Source organism: Phycisphaerae bacterium (assembly GCA_012729815.1).
GTDB lineage: Bacteria > Planctomycetota > Phycisphaerae > JAAYCJ01 > JAAYCJ01 > JAAYCJ01.
Genome location: JAAYCJ010000251.1, coordinates 12,686 through 31,775 on the forward strand (window position 1 = coordinate 12,686; position 19,090 = coordinate 31,775).

The 19,090-nt window shown below is 64.5% G+C and carries 17 protein-coding genes and 1 tRNA gene; 9 read left to right on the top strand and 9 right to left on the bottom strand.

Annotated elements, in window-relative coordinates:
* Positions 1 to 3: 3 nt before the first annotated feature.
* The 3 genes from GXY33_16510 to GXY33_16520 form a co-directional block, all read right to left on the bottom strand.
* Positions 4 to 285, bottom strand: a complete 282-nt coding sequence (locus tag GXY33_16510) for an NAD(P) transhydrogenase subunit alpha (protein NLX06741.1) — start codon at positions 283 to 285, stop codon at positions 4 to 6.
* A complete protein-coding gene (locus GXY33_16515; protein NLX06742.1) occupies positions 285 to 1,466 on the bottom strand; it encodes a Re/Si-specific NAD(P)(+) transhydrogenase subunit alpha in 1,182 nt (393 codons plus the stop codon). The genes GXY33_16510 and GXY33_16515 overlap by 1 nt, the downstream gene beginning before the upstream one ends.
* A 157-nt stretch (positions 1,467 to 1,623) precedes the next feature.
* A complete protein-coding gene (locus tag GXY33_16520) occupies positions 1,624 to 1,842 on the bottom strand; it encodes a LapA family protein (protein ID NLX06743.1) in 219 nt (72 codons plus the stop codon).
* A gap of 211 nt (positions 1,843 to 2,053) precedes the next feature.
* Between GXY33_16520 and GXY33_16525 the strand changes: the two genes are divergently transcribed.
* Complete coding sequence (locus GXY33_16525) at positions 2,054 to 2,341, top strand: glycoside hydrolase family 13 (GenBank protein NLX06744.1); 288 nt, start codon at positions 2,054 to 2,056, stop codon at positions 2,339 to 2,341.
* Positions 2,342 to 2,754: 413 nt separating this feature from the next.
* On the opposite strand, the gene GXY33_16530 is transcribed toward GXY33_16525, so the two are convergent.
* Positions 2,755 to 3,468: a VTT domain-containing protein gene (locus GXY33_16530; protein ID NLX06745.1), complete on the bottom strand. Its 714-nt coding sequence runs from the start codon at positions 3,466 to 3,468 to the stop codon at positions 2,755 to 2,757.
* A 322-nt stretch (positions 3,469 to 3,790) separates the two neighbouring features.
* Between GXY33_16530 and GXY33_16535 the strand changes: the two genes are divergently transcribed.
* From GXY33_16535 to GXY33_16555, 5 genes are all read left to right on the top strand, one after another.
* Complete coding sequence (locus GXY33_16535; protein NLX06746.1) at positions 3,791 to 4,027, top strand: hypothetical protein; 237 nt, start codon at positions 3,791 to 3,793, stop codon at positions 4,025 to 4,027.
* 273 nt (positions 4,028 to 4,300) lie between these two features.
* Positions 4,301 to 4,717: a hypothetical protein gene (locus GXY33_16540; GenBank protein NLX06747.1), complete on the top strand. Its 417-nt coding sequence runs from the start codon at positions 4,301 to 4,303 to the stop codon at positions 4,715 to 4,717.
* Positions 4,718 to 4,896: 179 nt separating this feature from the next.
* On the top strand, positions 4,897 to 6,381 hold the full coding sequence (locus tag GXY33_16545) for a TolC family protein (protein ID NLX06748.1): 1,485 nt from the start codon (positions 4,897 to 4,899) through the stop codon (positions 6,379 to 6,381).
* Positions 6,365 to 8,032: an efflux RND transporter periplasmic adaptor subunit gene (locus GXY33_16550; protein NLX06749.1), complete on the top strand. Its 1,668-nt coding sequence runs from the start codon at positions 6,365 to 6,367 to the stop codon at positions 8,030 to 8,032. The genes GXY33_16545 and GXY33_16550 overlap by 17 nt, the downstream gene beginning before the upstream one ends.
* Positions 8,033 to 8,046: 14 nt before the next feature.
* Positions 8,047 to 11,148 carry an efflux RND transporter permease subunit gene (locus GXY33_16555; GenBank protein NLX06750.1) on the top strand — a complete coding sequence of 1,034 codons (3,102 nt, stop codon included), beginning with the start codon at positions 8,047 to 8,049 and terminating at the stop codon, positions 11,146 to 11,148.
* A 143-nt stretch (positions 11,149 to 11,291) separates the two neighbouring features.
* Here the strand turns inward: GXY33_16555 and GXY33_16560 are convergent.
* The 3 genes from GXY33_16560 to ilvE form a co-directional block, all read right to left on the bottom strand.
* Positions 11,292 to 11,362, bottom strand: a tRNA-Gly gene (locus tag GXY33_16560).
* Positions 11,363 to 11,479: 117 nt separating this feature from the next.
* A complete protein-coding gene (locus GXY33_16565; GenBank protein ID NLX06751.1) occupies positions 11,480 to 12,604 on the bottom strand; it encodes an aminopeptidase in 1,125 nt (374 codons plus the stop codon).
* Positions 12,605 to 12,623: 19 nt separating this feature from the next.
* Entirely contained in the window at positions 12,624 to 13,490 is an 867-nt protein-coding gene (gene ilvE, locus GXY33_16570; protein ID NLX06752.1) for a branched-chain-amino-acid transaminase, read from the bottom strand.
* Positions 13,491 to 14,185: 695 nt separating this feature from the next.
* Here ilvE and GXY33_16575 point away from each other — a divergent pair.
* Together GXY33_16575 and GXY33_16580 are read left to right on the top strand one after the other, a co-directional pair.
* A complete protein-coding gene (locus tag GXY33_16575; protein ID NLX06753.1) occupies positions 14,186 to 15,691 on the top strand; it encodes a hypothetical protein in 1,506 nt (501 codons plus the stop codon).
* 10 nt (positions 15,692 to 15,701) lie between these two features.
* On the top strand, positions 15,702 to 16,088 hold the full coding sequence (locus GXY33_16580) for a helix-hairpin-helix domain-containing protein (protein NLX06754.1): 387 nt from the start codon (positions 15,702 to 15,704) through the stop codon (positions 16,086 to 16,088).
* Between the two features lie 101 nt (positions 16,089 to 16,189).
* Here GXY33_16580 and rpiB read toward each other — a convergent pair whose 3' ends face one another.
* Entirely contained in the window at positions 16,190 to 16,744 is a 555-nt protein-coding gene (gene rpiB, locus GXY33_16585) for a ribose 5-phosphate isomerase B (protein NLX06755.1), read from the bottom strand.
* Complete coding sequence (locus GXY33_16590; GenBank protein NLX06756.1) at positions 16,741 to 17,877, bottom strand: threonylcarbamoyl-AMP synthase; 1,137 nt, start codon at positions 17,875 to 17,877, stop codon at positions 16,741 to 16,743. Before GXY33_16590 ends, rpiB begins: the two co-directional genes overlap by 4 nt.
* 118 nt (positions 17,878 to 17,995) lie before the next feature.
* Here GXY33_16590 and GXY33_16595 point away from each other — a divergent pair, with 118 nt between their 5' ends.
* Complete coding sequence (locus tag GXY33_16595; protein NLX06757.1) at positions 17,996 to 18,880, top strand: diacylglycerol kinase family lipid kinase; 885 nt, start codon at positions 17,996 to 17,998, stop codon at positions 18,878 to 18,880.
* The last annotated feature ends 210 nt before the right edge of the window (positions 18,881 to 19,090 follow it).

The following is a 19,090-nucleotide window of genomic DNA, read 5'->3' on the forward strand; positions in this document are numbered from 1 at the left end:
CGTTTAACCCCTCTTCCGGAACATCTCCAGCATCCGATGCGTGACCAGGAATCCGCCGACCACGTTGATCGTCGCGAACACCACCGCCACAAACCCCAGCCACGTCGCCAGGTCCCGCTGCTCCGTCCCCGCTGAGATCAGCGCCCCGATCAGCGTGATCCCCGAGATCGCGTTCGAACCCGACATCAACGGCGTGTGCAGCGTCGGCGGCACCTTCGTAATCACCTCGAACCCCACGAAGACCGCCAACACGAAAATCGTCAGCGCGCTCACGAACATCACCATCATCCAGCCCTCCCTTCGCTCGGCGGCGACTCCATCCCCAACGCCGCTCGAACCCTGTCATTGACGACCTGCCCGTCCCGCGTCACCAGAGTCTCCCGCGAAATCTCGTCCTCAATGTCGAACGCCAACTGCCCGTCCTTCACCAGGTGGCTCAAGAACGTCACCACGTTCTTCGAGTACAGCTGGCTGGCGTGGTAGGGGATCGTCGCCGGCAGGTTCGTCGGCCCCAGGATGCTCACGCCGCCCTCGACCACCGTCTGGTCCGGCTGCGACAGCTCGCAATTCCCGCCCCGCTCAGCCGCCAGGTCCACGATCACCGAACCCGGCCCCATGCCACGCACCATCTCCGCCGTCACCAGCACCGGCGACTTCTTCCCCGGCACCGCCGCCGTCGTGATCACCACGTCGCTCTCCGCCACCACCTTCGCCATCATCTCCCGCTGACGCCGATAGAATGCCTCGTCCATCGCCTTGGCGTATCCGCCGGTCCCTTCCGCCTGCGCCGTCTCCAGCGGCAACTCCACGAACTTGCCGCCCAGACTCTCCACCTGCTCGCGCACCGCTGGACGCACGTCGTACCCGTGCACCACCGCGCCAAGCCGCCGCGCCGTCGCGATCGCCTGAAGCCCCGCCACCCCCGCGCCCACCACGAACACCCGCGCCGGTGTCACCGTACCCGCCGCCGTCATCAGCATCGGAAACATCCGCGGCAGCGCCTCAGCCGCCAGCAGCACCGCCTTGTACCCCGAAATCGTCGCCATCGACGACAGCACGTCCATGCTCTGCGCCCGCGTGATACGCGGCATCAGCTCCAGCGAAAATGCCGCGACCCCTTGCTCCGCCAACTCCCGACACGCCTCCGGCCTCCACAGCGGATCCAGCATCCCCACCACGATCTGTCCCGCCTTCATCCGATCCAGATCCTCACGCCCAGCCGCCGGATTCGCCCCCAGACCCCGAACCGCAACGATCACGTCCGCCCGCGCGAAAACCTCCGCCCGGTCCGCCGCAATCCGCGCACCCCTCTCGCGATACGTGTCATCCGGATACCCCGCTTCGATCCCAGCCCCCGCCTCGATCAACACCTCCAGCCCCGACTTGCCCAGCGGGACCACCGCCGCGGGAACCAGCGCCACCCGCCGTTCCCCCGGATACGTCTCCCTGACCACCCCTGCAATCATGCCCGTGTCCTTTCCGACCAGCCGCCCGCCACCGAGCGCCAAACGCCCACGCGGCGACGGAAGTCTTTACCCCTCACGCAGTTGCAGTTGTCCGACGAAGCGTCCACCCCCTTCGTCGAAGCCCATCCATCCCCCGAATTGACGCCTCCACCGGCCCTTAGGGCCGCTGGCCGGTGGACTTCTTCACCGACAAAAGATTCCCCACGATCAACCCGATCACAAATCCCAGAATCAGCGTGATGATCAAAACCAGCGCGTACGAAAATGACCCCTCGAAGAACAGCAACTTCGTCCGGACCGGCTCGGTGTTCTGGACGATGAACGCCAGGGCCAGAACGGCAACCACGATCATGATCACCAGCTTCGCTCGTCGCATCCGTCAGCCTCCCATACGCCGGCCCCCGTTCCGGCCGTTCGTCCACCATATTCTAATTGCCCTCACCGGCTTGGATCAAGTCACAAAACTTCTTCGCCGGCGATTGTTTCATATCAACTTGACCCTTGCGTTTCGCCGCGCCTTGGTGTACAAAACGTTCCAGGACATAGGACGCGACAAGTCCGTCAGGCAGATATTGGTATAAAGGGGTATTGCCGTGACAGTCCAAAAGAAGAAGAACGGGGATGTGACTTTCATCTGTGACGTGGCGCCCGAAGCCAAGAAAGTCTTCCTGGTCGGCAGTTTCAACGAATGGGACCCGAACGCCAAGCGGATGTCCAAAAGCAAGGACGGAACCTTCCGCGCCAAAATCAAACTCCCGCCGGGAAAGCACGAATACAAGTTCGTAGCCGACGGCGACTGGATTCAGGACCCCAAGGCGGAGGAACAGGTCACCAACCAACTGGGCACTCTCAACAGCGTGGTCAACGTTAACTGACCCCGCGCCCAGAAAAGGAGCCGCCGATCCCCAGCCTTCAGGGTGCGCCTGTTCCGCACTTGCGGAATGCGCCATTCATACCCACCTGACGTCTTGTCTCCAGACCGTCAGCACTGCACAGCCGTCACCACCCTCATCCCACGCGACTACAACCACCCCACAATCACCGGCTACCGAAACACCCGAGGCCACACCATCGCCTTCCAACCCCCAACTGAACTCCAACTCACCTTCGAGAGCTGAACGTTCGCTCCGACCGGACCAAGCCGTATCCGCGAACGAACCCAGCGGGCGATGGAGATCGAACCCACACGACCGGCTTGGCCGGCGAATGACCCGCTACGCGGCGGCCGTTCTTGGTGTGGCGCAGTCCAAAGGTCTCGTCGGCGTCCGCAGCGCCGTGACAGGAGGGACTAATGCATGAGAGACCGAGCCGTCTCGTGGCGGCTCGGCAACGATTCGTCCGGTGGCGTGACGGTCTGCCGGCCGCACCGGCGCGCCAGCACAAGAATATAGATACACCATAATCCGGCCGTGATCAAAGTCAGGACGAGCAGGAGCGTGGAGGAGTGGCCAGCTTGCGCGCCGGCAAACGCCATCAGGACACCGACGGGGATGCCTCCCAGAGCCAGGGCCAGCATGAACCGCCCAAGGCGCATCCGGGCGATACCAGCCAGAACGGTCAGCACTTCTGGGGCGACGGGCAAAGCCCGCGAGGCGACGATCCCGGCTGCGCCCCAGGAGTCAAAGAACCGCTGAAGTTCGGCCAGTTCGGCCTCGCTCGCCAGCCGGCGCAGGATCTGCGGCCCGGCCAGACGTCCCAGGCCCAAGCCCACCAGGCCGGCCAGCGCCGAGCCGCCCGCTGCGATGATCCCGCCTGCAACCGTCCCGTACAGCGCGCCCATCGTGGCCATCACCGGCGGGGCGGGAACGGGCAGAAAGGCATCGGCCCCGATCAGGGCCAAGCCGATCAACCACGCATAGGGCTTGATCGACATCAGCCACCGCTGGTATTCGGCGGAGGCCAGGTACGCGTCCATCGGCTCATGCCAGAGGAAGTAGGGTACGAGCAGAAGACCGGTAATCGAGGCGATCAGAACGACCAGCCGGGTGTGAAACGACTTCATCAGCAAACGGCTCCTTCCGCCGCCGATGGTGCAGCCCCACCGCCGGGCCGGCCAACCACCTTGGGCCAGCCATACCTATCGCCGATCGGCTGCTTTGTCAACCACATCGGGCACGGAAAGGACTTTCGCCGGCGGCCTGCCGGCCGCCGCAGCACCCTAAATCTCTGTGTAAGCTCACCTTACGCGGCGACAACTTCTTGGCCGTATGAATCCCGACCCTGACAGCGGCGGCCCGCTAGACGGTGTCGGTACCATAACGTCAGACAGGATCTTGTCCGTGTGGTTACGTGTCAAGTTGGTCGGTTTTGCAGGGAGCCAAGCGATGAAACGGATGATAGTGGTTGCGTTGCTGCTGGTGGGCATGGTCGGGCTGGTCGGGTGCGACACGCTCAACGTTCTCTCGGACCTGGGGGTCGTCAAGGCGGGCACCCCGTGCGACGACTGTCCGCTGGGAACGCAGATTCAGCAGCGGGATCAGGACCGCGACGGCAACTGCGGGGCCACGTGCCCGAATGAGGACTGCCTGCAGCTTCGCCAGCGGACGATGGCCCAGAACTGACGCGGAGCAACAGGACCTGACGCCGTACTCTCCGGATGCGGCCTTGGCGCCAGTACCCGGAGGGCGACGAGCGGAATATCACTCGAGACGAACGATCCAACGGGAGCTGAGGCGTCGGCCCGATGCCTCGGCTCTCGGTGATTCTTAGCCGGTGGTTCCGGGAGGAAAGCCGAAAATGAGAGCGATGTTGAACCCCATGCGGAATCCGCCGTATAATCAATAACCTTAGCTCTACGGGTTCGAGTTATGTTGCGGTTGATGGATGCGTAACGCATGACGGTCCTGAACAGGGCGACATCGCTGGCCTGCCTGATGGTCTTCCTGGCGGCCACCCTGGCTCCCGGATCGGGCTTGGTGCTCTGCCTTGGCGAAGGCGGGCAGGTGACCATCGAGTCCGGCCCGACCGGTCGCTGCGCGGGTAACCCCGAAGAGGGGAGCCTGGCGGTATGCGATCCGAGCAATCCGGCGATCGATCACTGCGGCGACTGCGTGGATCTCCCGCTGGTCGCCGGCGACTGTGAGTTGAACCGGTCGTCCAGCCGTTCGGCCCACTGCATCATGTCCCAAGCAGCCATCGCTTCCCTTGTGGGTGATCCTCCCGAACCGCCGCTTCTTCGATCCATTCAAGACACTCCGCGTACCCCCGATCCTGCCCTCGATCAACTGCGGACCGTGATCCTGCTGACTTGATCGATTCCCTCCGCGTCTTTCTCCTTCTCCTCCCGCGGCGCCGCTGCGCCAGTTGATCGGCCTGTAACGAGCGGCCATTCCGCCGTACAATGGAAAGCGCTTCCGCAGTGCCTGTGGGGGATATCAGGAGGTGATCCATGTCGAGGCGATGTGATTCGGCCAAACGATTCTGGAGGCTGATGATGTGCAGAAAAAACCCGTGGGCGTATCTGACGATGCTGCTGGCGGTTGCCGGCTGCGCCGCTCCGCCGAAGGATGCGGCGTGGCCCCCGCGCCGGCCGCTGGGCGGCGACATCGCCGCCTACGTGCCGCCGCAGAAACCGCCGGCCGATCCGACGCCGCCGGAATTCCAGGAGCCAACCGGCGTGGTCGATCTGCGGACCGCCTGGTCGGCGGCGCTGATGCGGAACCCCCAGCTGCGAGCATTCTCGTGGGAGGTCCGGGCGGCTGAAGCGCGGGTCCTGCAGGCGAGCTTGCCGCCCAATCCCGACCTGGAAGTGGAGATCGAGGAACTGCGCACGTCGCGTGGGGCGGGAGAAACCAGCCGGAAGGTGACGCTCGGCCCCGAAGGCTTCGAGGTCGAGCAGGAGACCGAGGAGGGCCCCGGCAGCGGGTTCGGCAGCGCCGAGTACGTGATCGGCCTCTCGCAGGTCATCGAGCTGGGGGGCAAGCGCCCAAAGCGCACAGCGGTGGCTGCCCTGGAGCGGGACTTAGCGGGCTGGGACTATGAAACCAGACGGGTGAGCGTTCTGACCGAGGTGGCCAAGGCGTTCGTGGACGTGCTGGCCGCCCAGGAACGGGTGGCGTTGACCGGCAAGCTGGTCGAGCTCTCGGAAACGCTGCTGACTACGGTCGACGAGCGGCTCAGGGCGGGCAAGGAGACGCCGCTTGAGCAGACCAAGGCCAGGGTCGCCCTCGCGACCCGCCGGATCGAGGCCGAGCAGGCGGATCGCCGCCTCAACGCCGCCCGCAAGCGTCTGGCCGCCCTGTGGGACGGCCAAACCGCCGAATTTGAGAAGGTCGAGGCGGTATTTGATCGCGTTCGCCCCATCCCCGCCGTCGAGGAACTGGCGGACCTGATCGACCAGAATCCCGAAATCGCCCGCTGGGCGGCGGAGATGGCCCATCGCCAGGCCCAAGTGGAGTTGGCGAAGGCCCGCCGCATCGGCGACCTGACCGTCGCCGGGGGCATCCAGCACTTCGCCGAGGAGGACGACACGGCGATCGTCCTGGGCTTTTCGCTGCCGCTGCCGCTGTTCGATCGCAACCAGGGCGGGATCGCCGAGGCGGCGTTCGCGGCGGCCAAGGCGGCCGAAGAACGGCGGGCGGCCCGGGTCCAGGTCCAGGCCGCTCTGACCGAAACCTACCAGGAACTGGCCTCGGCGCTGTCGCAGGTAACGGGCCTGCGCGAGAGCGTGCTGCCGGCGGCCAGCGAGGCCTTCGAGGCGGCCGCCGAAGGCTACCGGGCGGGCAAGTTCACGTACCTGGACGTGCTGGACGCCCAGCGGACTTACTTCGAGGGCCAGGGCCAGTACATCGACGCCCTGGAGGCGTACCACAAGGCCGTCGCGGATATCGAGCAACTGATCGGTCAGTCCCTGGCCTCCGTGGGCCGCCGCCAGGAAACCACAACACAGGAGACGGATCATGAGCAGCCGAAATAGAACCATCGCAATCATCCTGACATTGGCCGCCGTCGGGGTCTTCGTCGTGGTCACCGCCACGCGGGCCGCCGATACCGACCATGGCGAGCCGACACAGGAGCAGGAGACTCACATCCCCGCCGAACATGGTGCCGGATGCGATCACCAAGAGCATGACCACGGCGGCGAAACCCATGCCGACGAGCCGCAGGCCGAGCACCACGAGGAACACCAGGATGCGGAGCATACGGCCGATCGGGAGGAGCATGACCATGCCGCCGACGACCAGGCGGAGCACGAAGCCGAGGCGGATCATGACGATCACGAGGGCCACGACCACGGCGAGCGGGCCGCTCTGGCGCTGACCGACGAGCAGATCCAGGAGATCGGCATTCAGTTGGACACTGTAGCGGCCGGCACACTGGAGGACCGGATCAGCGCACCCGGGGAGGTGGTGGTCAACGCCGATCGTCTGGCCCACATCGTTCCGCCCGCTTCGGGGGTGGTCCGCCAGGTGCTGGCGAATACGGGCGACCGGGTCGAGGAAGGGCAGGTCCTGGCCTGGCTCGACAGCCGCGAACTGGGCGAGACGAAAGTGGCGTTTCTGGCCAAGCGGCAGGCCTGTGAACTGGCGGCGACCGATCTGGACCGCGCGCAGGCGATCCGGGACAACACGCTGAAGCTGCTTGACCTGCTGGAGACCGCGCCGTCACTGGAGGCACTGCGGGAGATGGACGGCGCGGAGATAGGCGAAAACCGCAGCCTGCTGATTTCCGCCTACGCCGAGTACGTCTTTGCCCGGACTGCCCATGACCGGGAAAAGCAGCTCTACGAGAAGAAAATCACCAGCGAGAGCGACTATCTGGCCGCCGAGGGCGAGTTCAAAAAGGCCGAGGCGAACTACCTGGCGACTCGCGACAGCGTCCGCTTCGCCGCTGGCCGATCGCTGATGGAGGCCCAGCGCACCCGCCGCATGGCCGAGTTCGAGCGCAAGGCGGCTGAGCGAACCCTGCACGTCCTGGGGCTCTCCGAGGACCGGATCGCCGCTCTGACGGACCTGGACGAGCACGACGAGGCCCTGATGCGTTACCCCCTGCGGGCCCCGTTTGACGGGACGATCATCGAGAAACACATTAGTCTGGGCGAGGTCCTCAAGGACGACGCCGAGGTCTTCGTGGTCGCCGACATGAGCACGGTATGGGTGGACCTGCGGGTCTACCAGCGGGATCTGGCGGAGGTCGGCACAGGTCAGTCGGTTGTCGTCTCGGCGGGACACGGCATCCCCGACGCGCCGAGTCGGCTGAGCTACGTGGGGGCCGTGGTGGACCCGACGACCCGCACCACGGTCGCCCGCGCGGTGCTGGACAACCCCCAGGGCGTCTGGCGGCCCGGCCTGTTCGTCACGGGCACAATCGCCACCCGACAGACCGCCGCCTCGCACGTGGTGGCCAAGGACGCCGTCCAGACCATCGAGGGCCGGCCGTGCGTGTTCGTCCAGACCGAAGAGGGCTTTGAGCCCCAGCCGGTGGTGTTGGGACGGGAAAACGACGGCTGGGTGGAGATCGCCGCCGGCCTGAAGACGGGCCAGCGCTACGTGAGTCGCGGAGCGTTTGACCTCAAGGCCAGGATCGCCACGAGCACCATGGACAGTCACGCCGGCCACGGCCATTAGAAAGGACCAACGGCATGGACCAGAAGGTGGTGGACATCTCCCTGCGGTACCGGTTCCTGGTGGTGATCGGCATCGTCGTCGTGCTGGGCTACGGAGCCTACCAATACACCCGGTTGCCGGTCGACGCGTTCCCGGACATCTCGCCGATCATGGTGCCGATCTTCGCCGAGGCCCACGGCATGGCCCCCGAAGAGGTGGAGCGGCTGATCGTTTTCCCCATCGAGTCGGCGATGAACGGCCTGCCCGGAGTCACGCAGATCAAGTCGACTTCCGCGTTCGGCATGGCGGTGGTGTACGTCTACTTCGATGACGCCACCGACATGTACTTCGCCCGGCAGATCGTCTCGGAGCGGCTGAACCAGGCGCTGGCCCAGCTTCCCGAGATGCACGAGTTGCCCTCGCTGGGTCCGATCTCGACCGGGCTGGGGCAGATATTCATCTACTACCTGACGCTGGAGCCCGGTGCCGACACCCAGGGCAAGGACGCCGACACCTACCTGCGGGAGATCAACGACTGGGTGGTCAAGTACCAGTTGCAGACCGTCCCGGGAGTCACCGACATCCTGTCAATCGGCGGGCACGTCCTGCAGTACCAGGTCCGGATCGACCCGAACGCCCTGAGCCGGTTCAGTGTCGGTCTCGAGGAAATCGTAGAGGCGATCCGCCGGAACAACCGCAACGCCGGCGGCCAGTTCATGGTGCTGGGCCACGAGGAGTACCTGGTCCGCGGCGTCGGGCTGCTCCAGGACCTCCAGGACATCCGTGAGATCCACGTCAAGACCGACGGCGGGGTGCCGATCCGCATCGGCGACCTGGCCGAGGTCCGGTACGGGCAGGAGATCCGCCGGGGGGTGGTTTCCCGCAACGGCACGCAAGAGGTCGTCTCGGGGATGGTCCTGCAACTCTACGGCGAGAATACCTCCAAGGTGATCGAACGGTTGTATGAGAAAGTCCCGGAGGTCCAGGCGTCACTACCGAAGGGCGTTCGCCTCGTGCCGTACTACGAGCAGGCGGAACTGGTCGAGCAGGCGACCTGGACGGTCAAGAAGGCCCTGCTGGAAGGGGCGGCGCTGGTGCTGATCGTGCTGGTGCTGTTTCTGGGCAACGTGCGCAGCGCGTTCATCGTGGCGCTGGCCCTGCCGCTCTGCGCGCTGATCTCGGTGATCGGAATGCGGTGGGCGGGCATCTCAGCCAACCTGATGTCGCTGGGCGGCATCGCCATCGGCATCGGCATGCTGGGCGACGGGACCATCGTGATGGTCGAGAACATCTTCCGACACCTGAATGCCGATGTGGGAACCAGCCCGCGCAGCAAGGCGGACGTGGTGCTCGATGCGGCCCGCGAGATCAGCCGGCCGGTGATCTTCTCGATCGCCATCATCGTCGTGGTCTTCCTGCCGATCTTCACCCTGGAGGGAGTCGAGGGCAAGATGTTCTCGCCGATGGCATTCACCCTCTCGTTCGCATTGCTCGGCTCGATCCTGGTGGCGGTGGTGGCGGCCCCGGCCCTCTGCACGTACCTGCTGAAGGCGGGCCGGCACCGCGAGTTCGCGCTGCTCCGGGCGATCACGTTCGCCTACCGTCCGATGGTTGGCTGGGCGGTCCGCCGCAGGATGCTGGTCCTGGCCGCGGTGGCGATCGCCTTCGTCGGCAGCGTACTGCTGCTGCCTTACCTGGGCACCGAGTTCGTCCCGACGCTGGAGGAGGGCTCGATCCTGATCGGCGTGACGATGGCCCCCTCGATCTCACTGGAGAAAGCCGTGACCACCGTCCAGGCCCTGGAGCGCAAGGCCGTGGCCTTCGACGAGGTCGAGCAGGTCGTCTCGCGCGTCGGCCGGCCCGAGGCGGGCAGCCACCCGCACCCGGTCAATTACGCCGAGATCCACCTGGAACTCAAAGACCCGGCAAACTGGACCGCCCACCAGTCCAAGGCTGAACTTATCCAGGCCCTCAGCGAGTCGCTCTCAACATATCCGGGCGTCCAATTGAACTTCACCCAGCCGATCCAGAACGCCTTCGACGAGTTGCTCAGCGGGATCAAGGCCCAGGTGGCGATCAAGCTGTTCGGCGATGATCTGGAGGTGCTGCAAACCAAGGCCACCGAAATCCACAATGCCATCGACAATATCCCCGGCCTGGTCGACCTGGCGGTCGAGCAGAGCTTCGGCCAGCCCCAGGTGCAGATCGTCGCCGACCGCGAGGCCTGCGCCCGCTACGGCGTGGACGTCCGCAACGTGCTGGAGTTGGTCGAAATCGCCATCGGCGGTGAGGTGATCGACAGCATCTACCTGCACACCCGTCGGTTCGGCATCCACGTCCGCTACCAGGAGCCGTACCGCCGCGATCCGCAGGCGATCCAGGACCTGCTCGTGCGTACCGACGGCGGCGCCCTGATCCCCCTCAAGCAGGTCGCCGACGTGCGGAAGGTGACCGGGCCGATCCAGATCAACCGCGAACAGAACCACCGCCGGTGGGTCATCCAGGCCAACGTCCGCGGCCGCGACCTCGGAGGCGTGGTGGCCCAGATTCGCCAGCGGATCGCCGAGAAGGTCACGCTGCCCTCGGGATACTACGTCGAGTACGGCGGGCAGTTCGAGAACCAGCAGCGGGCGATGACCCGCCTGTCGATCATCGTGCCGGTCGCGATCGCGCTGGTGTTCTTTATGCTCTGCCTGACCTTCGGGTCGATCCGCAACGCCCTGCTGATCATCATCAACGTGCCGCTGGCCCTGATTGGCGGGGTGATGGGTCTGTTCCTGACCGGCGAGTACCTCTCGGTCCCAGCCGCGGTGGGCTTCATCGCTCTGTTCGGCATCGCGGTCCAGAACGGCGTCGTGCTGGTCAGTTGCATCAACCAGCTCCGCGGAGAAGGCATGGGCATCGACCAAGCCGTGCTCGCCGGCAGCCTCCAGCGGCTCCGCCCGGTCCTGATGACCGCCCTGACCACCGTGCTGGGTCTGCTGCCGCTGCTGCTGGCCGGCGGAATCGGCTCGGAGGTCCAGCGCCCACTGGCCACGGTGGTGGTCTTCGGCCTGACCTCGGCGACCTTCCTGACCCTGTTCGTCATCCCGGCGTTCTACCGCTGGTTCGCAGCCGGGGGAGAAAATGATTCGTGAACCGATCGGTCATGGCCCACTGCAAGATCCGCCTTCTTCCTGCGATTCGCTGCACTGGGACGGGTCGGAATGTGATTCAGGAAGGTCCGCGTTTATGCGCTCAGCGGCACCATTCTGCGCTGTTTTACCATTTTCGGCAGGAAAGCGGGCGATGGGAATCGAACCCACATGACCGGCTTGGAAGGCCGGGGCTCTGCCGTTGAGCTACGCCCGCATTGTGCTCTAATCTTACCGGGCTCCAAACCCCCGGTCAAGGCGGTGGCGAAACTTTCGCACGCTCTGAAGCGTTCAACCGCCGCCGGACCGCGGTAGGGGGGGGGCCAAAAGCCTCTCAGTTGCCCGGCCACTCCAGGTTCATGAACCGCCCGTTCTCGCTGATCGTCTCGCCGTCGACCATCACGATCCCGCCCTCGCGCAGATCGCACACCATGTCCCAGTGCAGCCCCGACTGGTTCTTCGACCCCGTCTCCGGATACCCCGAACCCACCGCCGTATGGAACGTCCCGCCGATCTTCTCGTCGAACAGCGTGTTCTTCGTGTACCGCGTGATCGAATAGTTCGTCCCCAGCGCCAACTCGCCCAGCCGACACGCCCCTTCGTCCTGGTCGAGCATCTTGATCAGATACTCCTCGTGCTTCGTCGCCGACGCGTCCGCCACCTTGCCCGCCTTGAACCGCAAAACGATATCCTGCACCTCGCGGTCGTTGTGCCACGCCGGAAAACTGTACACCACCACGCCTTCCGCGCTGTCCTCGACCGGCCCGGTAAACACCTCGCCGTCCGGAAAATTCTCATGCCCGCAGCAGTTGATCCACGTCCGTCCCTCCAGGCCGAACCGCACGTCCGTCCCCTGCGGCGTCGTGATCCGCATCTCCTTCTTGCCGTTCAGATAGTCCACCAGCCGCTGCTGACGCTGCGCCACCTTGGCCCACGCCGCCGCCGGATCGTCCTGATCCAGCAGACCCGCCCGATACACGAACTCCTCATACTCCGACAGCGACATCTCAGCGTCCTGCGCGCTCGACTCGCACGGACACTGCGTCCCCACCCACTTGAGCTGGCCCTTCGCCGCCCGCTCGAAAAACCGGTCCTTGAACGGCTTCATCGCCGCCGACTTGATCGCCATCCGCCCCGGATCGCAGTTGCTCAGCGCCTTGGTGTTCTCGCTCCCCCAGATCCCGATCGACCGGTCGATCTTCTCCACCATCGTCCACGTCATCGGCGCGATATACTTGAGCTGCTCGTCGTTGCCGTGCTTGTAGAGTATCTCCGACAGCTCGTCCGGCGTCATGTACACCATCGGATGAGCCCCGGCCAGCACCACCTGACGGTACAGCTCCACGATCAACGGCTCCGCCACCGCCGATCCGCTGATCCGCACCAGATTCCCCGGCTTAACGTCCGCCGAGTAACTCACCAACACCTTCGCCAGCTTCACCAATCGCGGGTCCGCCATGATCGCTCCTGTGGTCGTCTCAGCCGTTGTGATTGCGCGTGCGGTCGTGGAACGCCGCGATCAGGTCCCGCGTAATCGGCCCCGCCGATCCCTGCCCGATCGTCCGGCCGTCGATCTTCGTCACCGGGATCACCTCCGCCGCCGTCCCCGTCAAAAAGCACTCGTCCGCGATGTACAGATCGTACCGCGTCAGGTTCTTCTCGATCACCTCGATCCCTCTGGCCCGGCCCAGCTCCATCACCACCGCCCGCGTCACGCCCTCCAGAATGCCCGCCGCGGTGGGGGGGGTCTCCAACCGGCCGTCACGCACGATGAACACGTTGTCGCCCGTGCACTCCGCCACGAAACCCTCGTGGTTCAGCATGATCGCCTCAAGAACGCCCGCGTCCATCGCCTCGATCTTCGCCAGAATGTTGTTCAGGTAGTTCAACGACTTGATCCGCGCCGATAGCGCATTCGGGTGGTTCCGAATCGTCGTGCACGTGATGATCTCCAGCCCGCGATCGTACACCTCCGGCGGATACATCTCGATCTGGTCCGTGATGATGATCACCTGCGGATTCGACGTCTTCGTCGGCGAAAGACCCAGATATCCCGCACCGCGAGTCACCACCAGCCGGATGTACGCGTCCCGAAGGTTGTTCGCCTTCAACGTCGCGTGGATCGCCTCGATCATCGCCGGCGGCGCCAGCGGAATCGTCAGCCGAATCCCCTTCGCCGAGTCGTAAAGCCGACGGATGTGCGCCTCCAGCTCGAACACCTTCCCGTTGTAGCTGCGTATGCCCTCGAAAACCCCGTCGCCGTACAGCAGCCCGTGGTCGAAGACGCTCACCTTCGCGTCTTCCTTCTCCACCAGCCGCCCGTCCAGATATACCTGCAGTCCCATAGCTTCGGCTCCAAAATGCGCGTGCGGAATGTCGTGTCCCTAAGTGTATCCGTCCCACCCGTTCGGGCAAGCAAATTCACGACCCGCCGCCCGTCCCATCCCAACCCGCGCAAATAACGAGGCCGCCGGATCGCTCCGAAGGCCTCTCATCATAGTTGCCGTTTCGTGAGACCTGTCCGTCCCCGCGGCCGCACGAATTCAGACGCACCGACCCGGAGTGTGTCAGAGTGCCCGCCACAAGGAACTGCTTCTTTCCCTACCCCTCCCAGGCGACGCCTCAATGTGTCGCGCTCGGTGGCGGGGCACTCCGGCTCACACTCGTGTTGCCAGTATCGCTTGTCCCTTGGGCGACGAGAATCACCGCCCAAAGAAAAAGCCGGACCAAGGCCCATGCCCCGCCCGGCTTGATCTGTAACCTAACAAAATGAACCACAACTGTCAACCCGAGAACAACCCCCGCCTACGCTTTTTCCGCCGTCGTCTTGCCCCCACAAGACCGAATACCGCCATAACCCTATGGCAAATAGATTGTTAGGACGGCATGCACGCTCGCTGGCAACAAAGAAATTGACCGTTTTCTAACAATCCCCCTCCGCCAGCCGATCGCCCGACGTCTCGTCGACCCTTGAAACCCAACGACGCTTTGGTACCATAGGACCTGACCGCTGCCGGCAACCTCGTTTCAGGAGTACAGGGTGATCAAGTTCAGTGTGTTTCGCGACGGCCAACCCGCGGGTGACGTGGATCTCCAAGCCTCCTACCTCGTCGGGCCCGACGACGTCCCCATCCGCGGGCAGATCGCCTTCGCCGACGGGGCGATCACCTGCCAGAAATCCACCGAGGACGCCGCCGCCCTGGCCGTGATGTGGGAAGTGCCCGGCTGCGGCAGATACCTCCTCCAGACCACCCGCCTCGCCGACCGATCCGAACCCTACAACCTCAACCTCGAACTGGCCCGCTGGCGGCTCATGCGGATCAGCCAGAAAATGGAGGACTGGGCCCTCTTCGACTTCCCGCACATGGAGCACATCGCCCGACAGATCCAGACCGCCCGCGACCTCTTCATCGAGGCCCTTCAGAAACAGGGCGATCCCGCACGGGTCGCCGTCATCGCCGACCAGTCCCTCAAGCTCTCAACCGAAGCCGGCGAGTCCCTCGCCAAGTTCCACGCCCACAAGATGCTCGGACCCCGCCTCCAGCTCGGAGGCCTCAGCCGCAAGCTCTTCGGCTGCCGCATCGATCCCGACGCCGCGCCCGAAACCCTCACGCCGGACGTCATCTCTGCCCTCAATTTCATCCAGCTCCCCCTCCGCTGGGCCGACGTTCAGCCGGCCCGCAACCAGTTCGCCTTCGCCAAGTACGACCGATGGTTCGAACTCCTCGTCAAAAACCGAGTCACCATCAAGCTCGCCTCCGTCGTCCGCCTCGACGACCACAACCTGCCGCCCTGGCTCAAGAAGGGCAACGTGGACTTCGACGCCATCCGCGACCTTGTCCACGAATACCTCGCCCACGTCGCCAAACGCTACGGCAAGTACATCCGCGGCTGGACCATCGTCAGCGGTATCCACGGCGAAAACTACTTCAGCCTCAGCTTCGACCAGATCCTCGAACTGACCCGACTGCTCGCTCTCCGCGCCAAGCAGGTCTGCCCGCGCGCCACCACCGTCGTCGAAATCCTCTGCCCCTGGGGCGAATACTACGCCCACAACCCGCGGACCATCCACCCCTTCCTCTACGCCGACATGGTCTCCCAAAGCGGAATCAACTTCGACGCCTTCGGCCTCAGGCTCCCCGTCGGCGTGCCGCAGTTGGGCATGTACATGCGTGACATCCTCCAGATCTCCGCCATGATCGACCGCTACGCCATCCTCGGCAAACCGCTGCACCTGACCACCGCCGCACCCTCTCAGCCTGTCGAAAACAACGGCAAGGGCGCCGGCGGCCACTGGAACGCCCCCTGGTCGCCGCAGATCCAGGCCCGATGGCTCGAAATGTTCTACCAGATCGCCCTCAGCAAACCACAGGTCGACTCCGTCACCTGGGACTGCCTCGCCGACGACTCCGACCCCCAGGCCGTCTCCCACTCAGGCCTGCTCACCGCCGACCTTCAGCCCAAACCCGCCTTCGCCGCCATGCGAGAACTCGAAAAACGCCTCTCCGAGGTCAAAGCCTCGCTGAAGTCCGAGCCGCCAAAGTAGGGGAGTCCCCGTGCCCGACCACCGCGACCGCGCCTGGCGAAGCTACCAACTGGCCTTCACCGCCGTCCTGCTGCTGATCATCCTCGCCGACGTCGCCATCATCGCCTGGCGTGCCGCCTGCGCTCCGCCGCCGCGGACCATCGCCTCCGCCCTCGCGCCGCAAACGCTCCTGCTCGATCCCGACACCGCCTCCCCCGACGCCCTCGCCCGCGTTCCCGGCCTCAGTCGCCGACAAATCCAAGCCATTATCGACTACCGCCAAGCCCGCCTCGCTCAATTCCCCGATCGCCGATGCTTCACCACCCTTGACGACCTCGACCAGGTCCCTCACATCGGACCCAAAACCCTCGACAAGATCAAAAAACACCTCCACTTCCCGCCGCCAACTGAAATGTGATCCCGCTCCGCGAGCGATGGTCTGCGGACGAACCGGTAGCGATAATCAAAGTATGGGATTCCCTGCGCAGCGCACTCCGGCTGCTCAGACATGAGCTTCGACTACGTCGCAGTGCCTTGCCGACGAATCTCAACCGGCTTGACCGGCTCAACGTCTTCCTTCGGCGGTGTCTCTTCGATCGGTCCGCAGCAGCCGCACGACTCCTGCTCCGTGTGGTTGTTCCGCTCGATCTCCGCGATCTTCTGAACCCGTCGCGAATGCCGCCCGCCCTCGAACGGCGTCTCCAACCAGACCTCCACGATCCGACGCATCAGCGCCTCGCCGATCAGGTCCGCCGGAAGGCAGAGCACGTTCGCGTCGTTGTGCTGACGCGACATCTGCGCCGTCAACTCGTCATGGCACAACGCCGCGCGAATCCCCGCCACCTTGTTCGCCGAAATCGACACGCCCAGCCCCGTCCCGCAAAGCAGAATCGCACGGTCCGCCTGACGGCCCGCCACCGCCTTCGCCACCGGATACGCCACGTCCGGATAGTCGAACGCCTTCGTCGAGTCCGTCCCGAAGTCCGACACTTCATAGCCGAGCTGCTCGAGCAGAGGCTTGAGCTTCTCTTTCGCAAAGTAACCGCGGTGGTCCGATCCCAGGGCAATCTTCATCGGAAAAGTTCCCTTAAGCGATCCCGGATCGCGTCCTCAAGCCGTTGGGCACATGCCACATACGCCGCCGGCGGCTGACCCAACGGGTCGGAGACGCCTTGATCCTTCTCTACCAATTCTACTCTATCTCGAGCCCCCGGGACAAGGCCGCTTACGAATTCCACGTGGTCCGGCGTCATCGCGAACACCGCATCCGCCCGGTTCACCAGCTCCGGAACAAGCGGCCGACTCCGGTGATGCGAAATGTCCGCCCCCATCCCCCGCATCGCCTCCACCGCCTCCGGACTCGCCGGAAAACCCGACATCCCCATCGTCCCCGCACTGACCACCGAAATCCCCATCCCCTCCAGCTCATCCGGGATCACGCCCAGCTCATCCGCCAGAATCCGCTGGCACAGCCCCTCCGCCATCGGCGACCGGCACGTATTGCCCGTACATACAAATAGTACATTAAATCTGGACATTTTCGCCACCGCGTCCGCCCCGATCACGCCCTCCCGGAGCACCTCAAACCCGCTGCGATCCACCCGCACCACCGTCGATGACCCACGAAATCGCGTCGGACCGCCGTCCACCACCAGATCGACCTGCTCGCTGTCGAAATACCGGCACACCTGATCCGCATCCGTCGGCGGCGGCTCGCCCGACGGGTTCGCCGACGGGGCCACCACCGGCCCACCGGCCGCCGAAAGGAGCTTCGACGCCGCCGGATGGTCCGGGCAACGTAATCCTATCGCACTGTCCGAAAACAACTTATCGTAATCATGGCCGAATCTGGCCCTCGCCTCCCGGTCCTGGGCCGCCGTCAACTCGACCACCAGCGTGATCGGGCCCGGCCACCCCTTGCGAGCCAGCACCTTCGCGTACCACGGCGGGTCGGCCACGTACTCGTACATGCCACGCCGATGCGCCAGATGCACCGTATACGGCTTATCACTCGGCCGATTCTTCACTGCGTGCAGCTTATCCAACGCCCCAGCCACCGTCGGGCACGCCGCCAGACCGTACACCGTCTCCGTCGGAAACGCCACGATCCCGCCCCGGCTCAGAATCTCCGCCGCACGCGAGACCCACTCATCGCCGGACGTCGCAACTTCAACGCGATTTATATTTTGTGTCGGCTGCTCTGTCATCGGAACCAATTATCTGGCCCACCAACAGGCAAGTCAAGTTCACCCACCCTTTTAATTTGTCTGTTAAGTTGTTGATATCTATAATTACCCACGGTTACGCAGACGGGGAAATATAGGCATGATAGAGAACATCCTGGCCATCATCAATCCCATCTCCGGCTACGCCCGGGCCCGACAACTCCCCATGAAACTCCAGCGGCGCCTCCGCGACGAAGGCTTCAGCACCCGCATCCACATCACCCAGGGCCCCAACGACGCCACCGACTATGTCCACCGCCATGGCGGCGACTTCGACCTCGTCATCGCCTGCGGCGGCGATGGCACCGTCCGCGACGTCGTCTCAGCCGCCTCCGTCGAGAACATCCCCGTCACCGTCTTTCCCACCGGCACCGAAAACCTCTTTTCCAAGGAACTCGGCATCACCTCCGACCTCGACTGCATGGTCCGCATGCTCCGACACGGACACTTCATCGACATCGACATGGCCACCGTCAACGACAAACGCTTCCTGCTCCTCTCCGGCATCGGCTTCGACGCCCGCGTCCTGCTGATGCTCAATCGCTTCCGCACCGGCAACATCACCCACCTGACCTACTTCTGGCCCATCTGGCGAACTTTCTGGGAATACGACTTCCCGCCCATCAACGTCCAAGCCGACGGCCAGCTCGTCATGGACAACGAACCGGGCCTCGTCTTCATCTCCAACATCCGCCGCTACGCCGTCGGACTCCAGATCTGCAAACGCGCCGAGAAGGACGACGCCCGCATGGACCTGTGCATCTACAAGACCGACCACCAAATCTCTCTCCTCGCCCACGCCTGGCGAACCGTCCTCGGCCGACACGTCGATCACCCGAACGTCGTCTACCGCCAAGCCTCCGACATCAAGATCTGGTCCGACCGTGAGATCCCATTCGCCGTCGACGGCGACCCAGCCGGCTTCCTCCCCGCCACCTATCAGGTCCTCCCAAAAGCCCTCAAAGTCCTCGTCCCGCCGGAATAGACCATTCAGGACTCGGGGCCGGCGACTCCCGATCCGGTAGGGCGGGAGGTTCTCGCCCAAGGCCAGGTCCACCCGCCATCCGACCCGCGTTGGCTCACCGGCCGCCGGCGCCACGATTGTGATTGACGCGTCGCTCGTGTAATATACCCGCTTCGCAAACGTCCCATGATTCGTATTCAACGAACCAACGGCGTCAACGGAGGAACCATA